We start from the raw sequence: 13,049 nt of genomic DNA, 5'->3' as shown, positions 1-13,049 counted from the left end.
TAACCTTCCGTCAAATCGTCCTGAAGACCAACAGTAGCAGACAGGCGAAGACCGGTACCGCCGCCGTCAGGCTGTCGATACGATCGAGAATACCGCCGTGTCCGGGAATCAAGTGCCCGCTATCCTTAATGCCGGCCTCGCGCTTAAACATACTTTCCGTCAGATCGCCCAGCACGGAAGCCAGGGCCGCCACCACGGAACAGACCAGCAGCACCGTCGGCGTGACGTCAAGATGCGCCCACACCCCGTAAGCCCAGGAGATCACGGCCGCCGTCAGCAAACCGCCAAAAAAACCCTGCCAGGTTTTTCCCGGTGAAACCTTCGGCGCCAGCTTATGCTTGCCGAACATTTTGCCAAACATGTAGGCGCCAGAGTCGGCTCCCCAGACCAGGATCATGACGTACAGCAGCCACACCGCACCGCTGTAGTGGTTATCGGTATAGTGCCAGGCGCGCAGCGCCAGCATGCCCCAGAAAAACGGAACAATGGTCAATATGCCGAAGATAAGGCGCAGCACTTTGGAATGGCGCCAGAATGCCGCCGACGCCGGGTACGATAACACCAGCAACAGCGCGACGATCCACCAGGCAAATGAGGCCCATAGTGAACCTTCCACCATCGGTTGATGAACGTCATAATGGTATTCAGGCAGCAGAAAAAGCATGGCAGCCAGCAGAAGGCCGCACAGCACCGCCAGCCAGACCCGCTGCGACGTTGAGGTGAAACCGCTCAGTTGCCCCCACTCCCACGCGGCGAGCATGCAGACCACGAGGGTCACGATAGCAAATCCCATCGGCGGCAATAAGAACAGCGCCGCAATGACGACGGGAATTAAGACGAAAGCAGATATCAGGCGATACTTCAGCAAAAGTGACCCCCATCAGGCATGACTGCCACCCGGCTCAGTGCCGCCGAAACGACGCTCTCGATTAACAAAGGCATGGAGTGCACCTTCAAAGTCCTGTTCAGCAAAATCGGGCCAAAGAACATCCGTAAAGTAAAGTTCGGCATAGGCAATTTGCCAAATCAAAAAGTTACTTATTCGGTGCTCTCCCCCGGTCCTAATAACTAAATCAACGGGAGCCAGTTCATGCATGCAGACCTGCTGACTCAGCATCTCTTCCGTGATCTCTTCAGGCAGCAGCGTCCCGTCCTGTACTTGTTTCGCCAGCAGACGAACGCCCTGGGTAATATCCCAGCGACCGCCGTAATTTGCCGCAATGTTCAGCGTTAAGCCGGTATTGTTTGCGGTCAACGCTTCCGCTTTGCGGATGCGTTCCTGCAGGCGCGCATTGAAGCGCGTGGTGTCGCCAATGACCCGCAAACGCACATTGTGTCGGTGCAGACTTTTGACTTCGCTATCCAGCGCCCAGACGAACAGTTCCATCAGCGCGCTGACTTCCTGGGCTGGACGGTTCCAGTTTTCGCTGCTGAACGCGTATAACGTTAACGCCTCAATTCCATTATTCGCCGCGAAGGAGACCGCGCGACGCACGGATTTCGCACCGGCCTTGTGCCCGAAAGCGCGAATTTTACCTTGCCGTTTCGCCCAACGGCCGTTGCCATCCATAATAATGGCGACATGACGGCAGCCATGTGTTGGCGATATTTCGCTGACAGTTTGATTAGCAGACAACATCACGCGTTTTAAGTCCATAATAAGGATTAACTAGCCACCAAACAGAGGCCACCGGGCCGCGCTGGATACGCATTTTTATCCGATGCCGGGGCTGCAGCCAATCGCAGAGAACAACCAAAAGCTTTACGCAAAAAAGCCGTGTTTTGCCACGGCCACCGTAATCTTTAACAACAAAATGCAACGATCGGGTGGCGCAGACTATATCACCGAAGCCTTTCGCCCACAAATACCACCGCGTTACGCCTGCGCGCCCAAACGATTAAGCTGCTGGTGAGCTACCGCACGAGCGTCAGCGTCGATAACCAGAACATCATCAATGCTTTGCGGCTCCTGCAGGTTCATCTTATCCAGCACCGCCAGATTCACCGCCGCAATATCGGTAAAGCGGATATCGCCATGCAGAAACGCGGCAACCGACTCTTCATTGGCCGCATTCAGCGCCGTGGTGGCCGCCTGGCCGACCTCAAACGCGTCCATCGCCAGCTTCAGGCAGGGATAGCGGGCGTAGTCCGGCGCGGAGAAGCTCAGGTTGCTCAGCTGGCAGAAGTCCAGTGGTTTGACCCCGGAGCTCAGGCGCTGTGGCCAGCCCATGGTATGAGCAATCGGCGTGCGCATATCCGGCTCCCCAAGCTGGGCCAGCACGCTGCCGTCCTGATAGCGAACCATCGAGTGGATCACCGACTGCGGGTGGATCAGCACTTCCATCTGCTGCGCCGAAGCATTGAACAGCCAGCGGGCTTCAATATATTCCAGACCTTTGTTCATCATCGTGGCTGAATCGACGGAGATCTTACGTCCCATCGACCAGTTGGGATGGCGGCAGGCCTGATCCGGGGTCATCGCCGATAGTTCAGCCACGTCCGTCTCGCGGAAAGGCCCCCCGGAACCGGTTAACAGAATGGACGAGACGCCATTCCGGGTGAGGTCAGCGTATCCCAGATGCTGTTGAATTGTCTCCGGCATACTCTGAAAAATCGCGTTATGTTCGCTATCGACCGGCAGCAATCGCGCCCCCGACCGCTGAACGGCCTCCATGAACAAGCGACCGCAGGTCACCAGCGATTCTTTATTCGCCAACAACACGGTTTTCCCGGCGCGGATCGCCGCAAGCGTCGGTACCAGCCCCGCCGCGCCGACGATTGCCGCCATCACCTGATCGACCTCATCCAGCGCCGCGACCTCAGCCGCCGCCTGCTGGCCGCTCAGCACCTCGGTACGGCAGCCATGCTCATGCAGACGGATGCGCAACCGCTCAGCGCTTTGCGCATCATCCATCACGGCGTAACGCGGAGTAAATTCCAGGCATTGTTCAACCATGCGGTCAACGTTTTTCCCCGCGACCAGCGCGGCGACGGAAAAGCAACCAGGGTTATGGCGTACCACGTCCAGCGTGCTACAGCCAATGGAGCCGGTCGAACCGAGAACGGTTAATTGCTTCATGAGACGTCCAGAAGAAAGGAAACAGAATAAAAAGCAAAACGCCGCCAGCAAGCCCCTACGCAACAACTATCGGGGATAAGGCGGCGGCATCAGGCCTTCAACTTAGCGCTAAAGGCTACAAGGCCAGCCGGCTCAACGCAATCCCGAGAATTGAGCGTACAGTCTTCTGTACGGCGTTTCAGATTTTACTCAGGCCAGGAAGTATCGGCCCGAGCAACAGCAGAGCATCAGAACTGCATCAGTTCCGCTTCTTTATCTGCCAGCGCCGCGTCAACTTTCTTGATGGCGGCGTCAGTCATTTTCTGCACGTCGTCCTGAGAACGGCGATCGTCATCTTCGCTGATCTCTTTCTCTTTCAGCAGCGCTTTAACTTTGTCGTTCGCGTCACGGCGAACGTTACGCACGGCGACACGCGCCTGCTCAGCTTCGCCACGGACGATCTTGGTCAGATCTTTACGACGCTCTTCGGTCAGCGGCGGCAGCGGAACACGAATATCGCTGCCGGCGGAGCTTGGGTTCAGACCGAGGTCAGACGCCATGATCGCTTTTTCAACAGCCGCAGACATAGAACGGTCAAAGACGTTGATTTTCAGGGTACGGGAGTCTTCGACGGTGACGCTGGCCAGCTGGCGCAGCGGAGTCGGCGTACCGTAGTATTCAACAACAATCCCGTCCAGCAGGCTCGGAGAAGCACGACCCGTGCGAATTTTGCTGATTTGGTTTTTGAATGCTTCGACGCATTTTTCCATGCGGATTTCAGCATCTTTTCTGATATCGCTAATCACGTTACGAATCCTTGAAAGCTTGTCTCAGTCAGACCAGACGGGACACCCGTCGGAAAATGAGCTAAGTATAGTCAGATTTAATGAAAATCACCGGGCAATATCCCCGCGAAAGTAAAGCGGAATATTACCCGGATTTGGCGCTGACGGGAATTATTCCGTGATCAATGTGCCTTCTTTTTCGCCCATGACCACGCGACGCAGGGCGCCGGGTTTGTTCATGTTGAAGACGCGAATCGGCAATTTGTGGTCACGCGCCAGGGTGAAGGCCGCCAGATCCATGACTTTCAGCTCTTTATCCAGCACTTCGCTGTAGGTCAGCTGATCGTACATGGTGGCAGAAGGATCTTTTGCCGGATCCGCGGTAAACACACCGTCAACCTTGGTCGCTTTCAGCACCACGTCGGCTTCAATTTCAATACCACGCAGGCAGGCTGCGGAATCGGTGGTAAAGAACGGGTTGCCGGTGCCTGCGGAGAGGATCACCACGCGGTTGTTGCGCAGCAGGCTGATCGCCTCTGCCCAGCTGTAGTTGTCGCACACGCCGTTCAGCGGGATGGCGGACATCAGACGAGCGTTCACATAGGCGCGGTGGAGCGCATCACGCATTGCCAGGCCGTTCATGACCGTTGCCAGCATGCCCATGTGGTCGCCCACAACGCGGTTCATACCCGCTTTCGCCAGACCAGCACCACGGAACAGGTTACCACCACCAATTACTACGCCAACCTGAATACCCAGCTCGACCAGCTCTTTGATCTCCTGAGCCATGCGGTCAAGTATGCTTGCATCAATACCGAAGCCTTCTGAGCCCTGCAGCGCTTCGCCACTTAATTTCAGCAGAATACGTTTGTAGACGGGTTTTGCATTGGTAGCCATGTTTCTTTCCTGAGACTGTCAACGAATGAGATATGAGAATTCTGGCGACATTGTATGTCGCATTTCAGCGCGGTCACTATACGCAGTTGGCTGAATTTACAAAATGGGCGCAAAAAGAAGCCGCCCTCAGGCGGCTCCTTGTAAAAATTAAGACTGCTTGGACATCGCAGCAACTTCTGCTGCAAAGTCAGTCTCAACTTTCTCGATGCCTTCGCCCACTTCAAAGCGGATGAAGCCAGTCACGTCAGCGTTGTGCTCTTTCAGCAGCTGACCAACAGATTTGCTCGGCTCCATAACGAAAGGCTGACCCGTCAGAGAAACTTCGCCGGTGAATTTCTTCATGCGGCCTTCAACCATTTTCTCTGCGATTTCTTTCGGCTTACCGGACTGCATCGCGATGTCCAGCTGAACCTGGTACTCTTTCTCTACCACTTCAGCAGACACGTCTTCCGGCTTAACGAATTCCGGCTTGCTTGCAGCAACGTGCATTGCCAGCTGCTTAACCAGCTCTTCGTCAGCGCCTTTAGCGGCAACCAGAACACCAATGCGCGCACCGTGCTGGTAGCTACCCAGAACGTCGCCTTCCAGAACAGCGATACGACGGATGTTGATGTTCTCACCGATTTTAGCAACCAGCGCAACGCGTTCTTCTTCGAACTGCGCTTTCAGAACTTCAACGTCGGAGATTTTACCCGCAACAGCAGCGTCCAGTACTTTGTCAGCAAATGCCTGGAAACCACCATCTTTAGCAACGAAGTCAGTCTGGCAGTTAACTTCCAGAATGTAACCGTAGTTGCCTTCGATTTTGGTTTTGATCACGCCGTCAGCAGCCACGTTGCCTGCTTTCTTCGCCGCTTTGATCGCGCCGGATTTACGCATGTTTTCGATTGCCAGCTCGATGTCGCCATTCGCTTCAGTCAGCGCTTTTTTGCAATCCATCATGCCTGCGCCAGTACGTTCGCGCAGTTCTTTTACCAGGGAAGCGGTAATTTCAGCCATTCTAAAATCCTCGGGAGATGTGGATACTGCCCGGCCAACGGCCAAACAGCGTAAATTGAAAAAAGGGGCCTGTAATGGGCCCCTATTCATACACGGTACTAATAAGGGCTTAAACCTTATTATTCAGCTTCTACGAAGCTTTCTTCCGCCTGAGAAGCCAGGTCCTGAGAGCGACCTTCACGAACGGTAGCAGCAACAGCGCCCAGGTACAGGCTTACTGCGCGGATTGCATCGTCGTTACCCGGGATAACGAAGTCTACGCCGTCCGGATCAGAGTTGGTATCAACGATAGCAAATACCGGGATACCCAGGTTGTTTGCTTCTTTGATAGCGATGTGCTCGTGGTCAGCGTCGATAACGAACAGTGCGTCCGGCAGGCCGCCCATGTCTTTGATACCGCCCAGGCTGTTTTCCAGCTTGTCCAGCTCACGAGTGCGCATCAGCGCTTCTTTCTTGGTCAGCTTGTCGAAAGTACCGTCCTGGGACTGAGTTTCCAGGTCTTTCAGACGTTTGATGGACTGACGAACGGTTTTCCAGTTAGTCAGCATACCGCCCAGCCAGCGATGGTTCACGAAGAACTGGTCGCAGCTGTTAGCAGCTTCTTTTACCGCTTCGCTTGCAGCGCGCTTAGTACCCACGAACAGGATCTTGCCTTTACGGGCAGAGATTTTGTTCAGCTCAGCCAGAGCTTCGTTGAACATCGGTACCGTTTTCTCAAGGTTGATGATGTGAACTTTGTTACGCGCGCCGAAGATGAAAGGCTTCATTTTCGGGTTCCAGTAACGGGTCTGGTGACCAAAGTGAACACCAGCCTTGAGCATGTCGCGCATGGAAACAGTTGCCATGTTTAAAACCTCTATAGATTAAATTGGGGTTATGCCTCCACGTATCCCATATTACCGACCCCAAAGGGCACCCCGGAATATGTGTCGATACGTGTGTGTTATTTACACAATATGAGTATGTCGCTTACGCCCATCCTTGTGTATCTGAGATGGAACGGAAGTCCGGCGCGCTTTATACCACAAAATCCGCCCAGACACCAACTCTTGTTGACGTCACGTGCTGTTAATGATTCTCAATTTGGCACCAGCCTGCCCGGACTGTTACCATTGGCAGGACTTACTCTATTATTGTCGAAAATATCGACACTGCTGGACATACTCCATGGCTATCTCTATCAAGACATCTGAAGACATTGAAAAAATGCGCGTTGCCGGCCGCCTGGCCGCTGAAGTGCTGGAAATGATCGAACCCTGGGTTAAACCGGGCGTCAGCACCGGCGAACTGGACCGCATCTGTAACGACTATATCGTTAACGAGCAGAAGGCCATTTCCGCCTGCCTCGGCTATCACGGCTATCCGAAGTCCGTCTGCATTTCGGTCAACGAAGTGGTTTGCCACGGTATCCCTGACGACGGCAAACTGCTGAAAGATGGCGATATCGTTAACATCGACGTGACGGTCATTAAAGATGATTTCCATGGCGATACCTCCAAAATGTTTATCGTCGGTAAACCGACGATTCTCGGCGAGCGCCTGTGCCGCATCACTCAGGAAAGCCTGTATCTGGCGCTGAAAATGGTGAAGCCGGGGATCAACCTGCGCACCATCGGCGCGGCGATCCAGAAATACGTTGAAGCCGAAGGTTTTTCCGTGGTGCGCGAATACTGTGGTCACGGTATCGGCCGCGGCTTCCATGAAGAGCCGCAGGTGCTGCACTACGACTCACCAGAGACCAACGTTGTGCTCAAACCCGGCATGACCTTCACCATCGAGCCGATGGTCAACGCGGGTAAAAAAGAGATCCGCAGCATGAAAGACGGCTGGACGGTGAAAACTAAAGACCGGAGCTTGTCTGCGCAGTACGAGCATACTATTGTGGTGACAGACAACGGCTGCGAAATTCTGACGCTACGCAAGGATGACACCATCCCGGCGATAATCTCGCACGATGAATGATGAAAAGCCGGCGCCCGCCGGCTTTTTTATTAGATAGTTTTTTCTTATGGTGACGCGATGAGCAACTCATTACCTGACACAGCCTCCCCTCTTCTGCCCGTCCCGCCGGAACATCCGGTGAGCTGGCCGCAGGGCGATCTGAACTGTGCTGCAATTAAGGCGCACATCGATACCTTCCAGCACTGGCTGGGCGAGGCGTTTGACTCCGGCATCGCCGCGGAGCAGCTCATTGCGGCGCGCACCGAATTTATCGACCAGCTGCTGCAGCGGTTGTGGATCGCCTACGGTTTTGAATCCGTCTGCGATCTGGCGCTGGTGGCCGTCGGCGGCTATGGCCGCGGCGAGCTGCACCCGCTCTCTGACGTCGACCTGCTGATCCTCAGCCGCAAAAAGCTGCCGGACGACCAGGCGCAAAAGGTCGGCGAACTGCTGACGCTGCTGTGGGACGTCAAGCTGGAGGTGGGCCACAGCGTGCGCACCCTCGAAGAGTGCCTGCTCGAAGGACTCTCGGATCTCACCGTCGCCACTAACTTGATTGAATCGCGCCTGCTGATCGGCGACGTCGCGTTGTTCCTTGAACTTCAAAAACATATTTTTAGCGACGGCTTCTGGCCATCGGAAAAGTTCTTCGCCGCCAAGGTGGAAGAGCAGAACGTCCGTCATCAACGCTATCACGGCACCAGCTATAACCTGGAGCCGGACGTGAAAAGCAGCCCCGGCGGCCTGCGGGATATCCATACGCTACAGTGGGTGGCTCGCCGTCATTTTGGCGCCACCTCGATGGATGAGATGGTCGGCTTCGGCTTTCTGACCGAAGCCGAGCGCAATGAGCTCAACGAGTGTCTGCATCAGCTGTGGCGCATCCGTTTCGCGCTGCATCTCGAGCTCACTCGCTATGACAACCGTCTGCTTTTCGACCGCCAGCTCAGCGTCGCCCGCCGGCTTGGCTATGAAGGCGACGGCAACCAGCCGATTGAGCATATGATGAAGGACTTCTTCCGCGTCACCCGCCGGGTGAGCGAGCTGAACCAGATGCTGCTTCAGCTGTTTGAAGAGGCTATTCTCGCCCTGACCGAGGATGAAAAACCGCGCCCGATAGACGATGACTTCCAGCTGCGCGGCACCCTTATCGATCTGCGTGACGACACGCTGTTTATTCGCGAACCGCAGGCCATTCTGCGCATGTTTTATATGATGGTACGCAACAGCACCATCACCGGCATCTACTCCACGACGTTGCGCCATCTGCGCCATGCCCGGCGCCATCTGACCCAGCCGCTGTGCTATATCCCGGAGGCGCGCACGCTCTTTCTCAGCATGCTGCGCCATCAGGGGGCGGTCAGCCGCGGACTGCTGCCGATGCATCGCCATAGCGTGCTGTGGGCCTATATGCCGCAGTGGTCACATATCGTCGGCCAGATGCAGTTCGATCTGTTTCACGCCTACACCGTCGATGAACACACCATCCGCGTGATGCTGAAGCTGGAGAGCTTTGCCAAAGAAGAAACCCGCAGCCGCCACCCGCTGTGCGTGGAGCTATGGCCGCGCTTAACGCACCCGGAGCTGATTTTAATCGCCGCCCTGTTCCACGACATTGCGAAAGGGCGTGGCGGCGACCACTCGATCCTCGGCGCGCAGGATGTGCTGAAGTTTGCCGAGCTGCACGGACTGAACTCTCGCGAAACGCAGCTGGTCGCCTGGCTGGTGCGTCACCATCTGCTGATGTCGGTCACCGCCCAGCGGCGCGACATTCAGGATCCGGAGGTGATTAAGCAGTTCGCCGAGGAAGTGCAAACGGAAAATCGCCTGCGCTATCTGGTGTGCCTGACCGTCGCCGACATCTGCGCCACCAACGAAACGCTGTGGAACAGCTGGAAGCAGAGCCTGCTGCGCGAACTCTATTTCGCCACCGAGAAACAGCTGCGTCGGGGCATGCAAAGCACCCCGGATATGCGCGAACGGGTGCGTCATCATCAGCTGCAGGCGCTGGCCCTGCTGCGGATGGACAATATTAATGAAGAGGCGCTGCATCAGATCTGGAACCGCTGCCGCGCCAACTATTTCGTGCGGCATACGCCGACGCAGCTCGCCTGGCACGCCCGCAACCTGCTGCGTCACGATCTGAATAAGCCGATGATTCTGCTGAGTTCGCAGGCCACCCGCGGCGGTACGGAGATTTTTATCTGGAGCCCGGATCGCCCTTATCTGTTTGCCGCGGTGTGCGGCGAACTGGACCGTCGCAACCTTAGCGTCCACGACGCGCAGATCTTCACCACCCGCGACGGCATGGCGATGGATACCTTTATTGTCCTCGAACCCGACGGCAGCCCGCTTTCCGCTGACCGCCACGACGCGATTCGCCACGGTCTTGAACAGACGATAACTCAGCGCAGCTGGGAACCCCCGGCCCCGCGTCGTCAGGCGGCAAAACTGCGTCACTTCTCTGTGCCGACAGAGGTGAATTTCCTGCCGACCCATACCGATCGAAAATCGTTTCTCGAGCTGATTGCGCTCGATCAGCCAGGGCTGCTCGCCCGCGTCGGCCAGGTGTTCGCCGACCTCGGTATTTCGCTTCACGGGGCGCGAATTACGACAATTGGTGAGCGAGTAGAAGATTTATTTATAATCGCCACCGCCGACCGGCGTGGCCTTAATAATGAGCTACAACAAGAAGTGCAACAACGGTTGACAGAGGCCCTCAATCCAAACGATAAAGGGTGACGTATTTTTTTTAGTGAATGGAAAGAAACAATGCAGCAGTTACAGAACGTTATTGAGTCCGCCTTCGAGCGTCGCGCCGACATCACGCCGGCCAATGTGGATACCGTGACCCGCGAAGCGGTAAACCAGGTTATCGCCCTTCTGGATTCCGGCGCGCTGCGCGTCGCTGAGAAGATCGATGGTCAGTGGGTGACGCATCAATGGCTGAAGAAAGCGGTACTGCTCTCTTTCCGTATTAACGATAACCAGGTTATCGATGGTGCGGAAAGCCGCTACTTCGATAAAGTACCGATGAAATTCGCTGACTATGACGAAGCGCGTTTCCAGAAAGAAGGTTTCCGCGTGGTGCCGCCGGCAGCGGTACGTCAGGGCGCATTCATCGCCCGCAACACCGTGCTGATGCCGTCCTACGTTAACATCGGCGCCTACGTTGACGAAGGCACCATGGTTGATACCTGGGCTACCGTCGGCTCCTGCGCGCAGATCGGTAAAAACGTTCACCTGTCCGGCGGCGTCGGCATCGGTGGCGTACTGGAGCCGCTGCAGGCGAACCCGACCATCATCGAAGACAACTGCTTCATCGGCGCGCGCTCTGAAGTGGTTGAAGGGGTGATTGTCGAAGAAGGCTCCGTCATCTCCATGGGCGTTTACCTGGGTCAGAGCACCAAAATCTACGATCGCGAAACCGGTGAAGTCTTCTACGGCCGCGTACCGGCTGGCTCGGTAGTCGTGTCAGGCAACCTGCCGTCGAAGGATGGTAAATACAGCCTGTACTGCGCGGTGATCGTTAAGAAAGTCGATGCCAAAACCCGCGGCAAAGTCGGCATTAACGAACTGCTGCGCACCATCGACTAAAGCAAATAAAAAGCGGGAGATATCCCGCTTTTTTTATATTTGATGCTGGCGAAAATGGATTTTTTCGTTAATTATTCAATGGTTATGATGCTATCAAAGGTACCGTTATGTACGATAATCTGAAAAGTCTTGGCATTACCAACCCTGATGAGATCGATCGCTATAGCCTGCGGCAGGAAGCTAACAACGACATCCTGAAAATCTATTTTCAGAAAGACAAAGGCGAATTCTTCGCCAAGAGCGTGAAGTTTAAATACCCGCGTCAGCGCAAAACCGTTGTCGCCGACGGCGTCGGCCAGGGCTACAAAGAAGTCCAGGAGATCAGCCCCAATCTGCGCTACGTCATCGACGAACTGGATCAGATCTGCCAGCGCGATCGCACTGAAATCGATCTCAAGCGTAAAATCCTCGACGATTTACGCCATCTGGAAAGCGTGGTCACCAATAAGATCAGCGAAATCGAAGCCGATCTGGAAAAACTTACCCGTAAGTGACAGCGTTCCCGGCGGCGCACCGCCTGACCGGGCAACCAATATAATCTGCCGCTTACGCCATGCATCCTCCAGGCCGGGTAAGGCGAACCGCCTCCCGGCATTTTTATCTCGACTCCCTATCGTTGCTCATCCAGCTGCAGGGCTATATAGAGCAGCAGCCGATCGTCAAAGCTGCCGAGATCCAGACCGGTCAGCTCCGAGATACGGTTCAACCGATACTCCAGGGTATTGCGATGAATAAACAGCGCCTTTGATGTCGCCAGCGGCTGCACGTTATGGCGAAACCACGCCTGCAGCGTACGCCGCAGCAAACCGTTGTTATCCATAGCCTTCAGACGCGCCAGCGGACGGGCCAGTTCATTGGCCTGCCAGCCGCCGCGCAGGCTGTCGAGCAGCACCGGCAGCATCAGATCCTGATAGAAATAGCTGCGGCTCTCCGGCATTCGTTGCTTACCCACCATCATGGTCGTCCGTGCGGTACGGTAAGAGCGGGCGATACTCCCGGGACCGGTGAAGAAGTTGCCCAGCGCTACGCGAAAGCGGAGCTGACCATTCTCTTTCATCCTGGCGATAAGCTGCTCGACGCGGCGGACGTGATCGTCGGCGTCCCAGCGGCCAAAGCTGTTCAGCGCCGGTTTCAGCACCACCATTTCCGTGAGTGACACAATGGCCACCAGATTATTGCGATCGGGGGTGGTCAGCGCGTTCTGCAACTGCTGCAGTTCCGCCATCGCGCTGTCCACGCCGAGCTGGCCGCTGTCCACCTCAATCATCGCCACCACCCGCGGCTGATTGAGATCGATACCTAACCGCTGAGCCCATTCGTTCAGCGCCGGGGTATGCTCTTCTGCCTGAATCAGGTTCATCACCAGCTCTTCGCGCAGGCGGCTGTCCTGCGCAAGGAGATGCATCAGCCGCGACTGCTCCAGCATCATCTCTGCTGTCATGCACACCAGCTCGCCATATTTCCGCAGCGCCTCCGGCTCGCCGGTCAGGCCGATCACCCCGACGATTTCACCTTCGAGGCGTAGCGGCAGGTTGATCCCCTGACGCACGCCGTGCAGATGGCGAGCGACCGCATCGTCGATATCCACCACCCGCCCCTGAGAAAGCACCAGCAGCGCGCCTTCGTGCAATTCACCAATTCTTTCCCGATCGCCGCTGCCGATAATCCGCCCGCGGGCATCCATCACGTTGATGTTGGTATCGATGATGCGCATCGTGCGCGCCACAATATCCTGCGCCATTTTGGTATCAAGATGCCAGCCAGCCATGTAA

Annotated in this window: 12 protein-coding genes; 4 read left to right on the top strand and 8 right to left on the bottom strand. The window is 55.8% G+C overall.

The genetic code is table 11. The annotated features are described in order from the left end of the window. Positions 1-10: 10 nt before the first annotated feature. From cdsA to rpsB, 7 genes are all read right to left on the bottom strand, one after another. Positions 11-868 carry a phosphatidate cytidylyltransferase gene (gene cdsA / locus N438_RS17540; RefSeq protein ID WP_008807353.1) on the bottom strand — a complete coding sequence of 286 codons (858 nt, stop codon included), beginning with the start codon at positions 866-868 and terminating at the stop codon, positions 11-13. Positions 869-880: 12 nt separating this feature from the next. Beyond that, positions 881-1,639, bottom strand: coding sequence for a (2E,6E)-farnesyl-diphosphate-specific ditrans,polycis-undecaprenyl-diphosphate synthase (ispU, locus tag N438_RS17535; RefSeq protein ID WP_012968905.1), 759 nt, complete (start codon positions 1,637-1,639; stop codon positions 881-883). Positions 1,640-1,876: 237 nt separating this feature from the next. Next, positions 1,877-3,079 (bottom strand): 1-deoxy-D-xylulose-5-phosphate reductoisomerase, encoded by a 1,203-nt coding sequence (gene ispC / locus N438_RS17525; protein WP_023297086.1) that lies wholly within the window; start codon positions 3,077-3,079, stop codon positions 1,877-1,879. Positions 3,080-3,306: 227 nt separating this feature from the next. After that, positions 3,307-3,864, bottom strand: coding sequence for a ribosome recycling factor (gene frr / locus N438_RS17520; RefSeq protein WP_002889308.1), 558 nt, complete (start codon positions 3,862-3,864; stop codon positions 3,307-3,309). A 150-nt stretch (positions 3,865-4,014) separates the two neighbouring features. After that, entirely contained in the window at positions 4,015-4,740 is a 726-nt protein-coding gene (gene pyrH / locus N438_RS17515) for a UMP kinase (protein ID WP_004098747.1), read from the bottom strand. A 147-nt stretch (positions 4,741-4,887) separates the two neighbouring features. Continuing rightward, positions 4,888-5,739: a translation elongation factor Ts gene (tsf, locus tag N438_RS17510; protein WP_004151930.1), complete on the bottom strand. Its 852-nt coding sequence runs from the start codon at positions 5,737-5,739 to the stop codon at positions 4,888-4,890. Between the two features lie 119 nt (positions 5,740-5,858). Next, positions 5,859-6,584, bottom strand: a complete 726-nt coding sequence (rpsB, locus tag N438_RS17505; RefSeq protein ID WP_008807356.1) for a 30S ribosomal protein S2 — start codon at positions 6,582-6,584, stop codon at positions 5,859-5,861. A 322-nt stretch (positions 6,585-6,906) separates the two neighbouring features. Between rpsB and map the strand changes: the two genes are divergently transcribed. The 4 genes from map (at position 6,907) to N438_RS17485 (ending at position 11,771) form a co-directional block, all read left to right on the top strand. Further along, positions 6,907-7,701, top strand: a complete 795-nt coding sequence (gene map / locus N438_RS17500; RefSeq protein WP_004204446.1) for a type I methionyl aminopeptidase — start codon at positions 6,907-6,909, stop codon at positions 7,699-7,701. Positions 7,702-7,758: 57 nt separating this feature from the next. Further along, positions 7,759-10,422, top strand: coding sequence for a bifunctional uridylyltransferase/uridylyl-removing protein GlnD (gene glnD / locus N438_RS17495; protein ID WP_012542810.1), 2,664 nt, complete (start codon positions 7,759-7,761; stop codon positions 10,420-10,422). A gap of 30 nt (positions 10,423-10,452) precedes the next feature. Then, on the top strand, positions 10,453-11,277 hold the full coding sequence (gene dapD / locus N438_RS17490) for a 2,3,4,5-tetrahydropyridine-2,6-dicarboxylate N-succinyltransferase (protein WP_002889295.1): 825 nt from the start codon (positions 10,453-10,455) through the stop codon (positions 11,275-11,277). A gap of 107 nt (positions 11,278-11,384) precedes the next feature. Continuing rightward, positions 11,385-11,771 carry a DUF3461 family protein gene (locus N438_RS17485; RefSeq protein WP_002889292.1) on the top strand — a complete coding sequence of 129 codons (387 nt, stop codon included), beginning with the start codon at positions 11,385-11,387 and terminating at the stop codon, positions 11,769-11,771. 116 nt (positions 11,772-11,887) lie between these two features. Here the strand turns inward: N438_RS17485 and cdaR are convergent, their stop codons facing one another. Further along, the gene (gene cdaR / locus N438_RS17480) at positions 11,888-13,045 is read right to left on the bottom strand and encodes a DNA-binding transcriptional regulator CdaR (RefSeq protein ID WP_012968907.1); all 1,158 of its coding nucleotides are present in this window, start codon (positions 13,043-13,045) and stop codon (positions 11,888-11,890) included. Positions 13,046-13,049 lie beyond the last annotated feature (4 nt).

The organism is Klebsiella sp. GL120222-02 (assembly GCF_003097195.1).
In the GTDB taxonomy this organism is placed as follows: domain Bacteria; phylum Pseudomonadota; class Gammaproteobacteria; order Enterobacterales; family Enterobacteriaceae; genus Klebsiella; species Klebsiella variicola.
This window is presented reverse-complemented; position numbering and strand designations above follow the sequence as displayed.

Excerpts from the sequence above, each read along its gene's own strand:
- ispU (WP_012968905.1), bottom strand. The coding sequence starts at position 1,639 with ATGTTGTCTGCTAATCAAACTGTCAGCGAAATATCGCCAACACATGGC.
- ispC (WP_023297086.1), bottom strand. The coding sequence starts at position 3,079 with ATGAAGCAATTAACCGTTCTCGGTTCGACCGGCTCCATTGGCTGTAGC.
- pyrH (WP_004098747.1), bottom strand. The coding sequence starts at position 4,740 with ATGGCTACCAATGCAAAACCCGTCTACAAACGTATTCTGCTGAAATTA.
- tsf (WP_004151930.1), bottom strand. The coding sequence starts at position 5,739 with ATGGCTGAAATTACCGCTTCCCTGGTAAAAGAACTGCGCGAACGTACT.
- rpsB (WP_008807356.1), bottom strand. The coding sequence starts at position 6,584 with ATGGCAACTGTTTCCATGCGCGACATGCTCAAGGCTGGTGTTCACTTT.
- map (WP_004204446.1), top strand. The coding sequence starts at position 6,907 with ATGGCTATCTCTATCAAGACATCTGAAGACATTGAAAAAATGCGCGTT.
- glnD (WP_012542810.1), top strand. The coding sequence starts at position 7,759 with ATGAGCAACTCATTACCTGACACAGCCTCCCCTCTTCTGCCCGTCCCG.
- dapD (WP_002889295.1), top strand. The coding sequence starts at position 10,453 with ATGCAGCAGTTACAGAACGTTATTGAGTCCGCCTTCGAGCGTCGCGCC.
- N438_RS17485 (WP_002889292.1), top strand. The coding sequence starts at position 11,385 with ATGTACGATAATCTGAAAAGTCTTGGCATTACCAACCCTGATGAGATC.
- cdaR (WP_012968907.1), bottom strand. The coding sequence starts at position 13,045 with ATGGCTGGCTGGCATCTTGATACCAAAATGGCGCAGGATATTGTGGCG.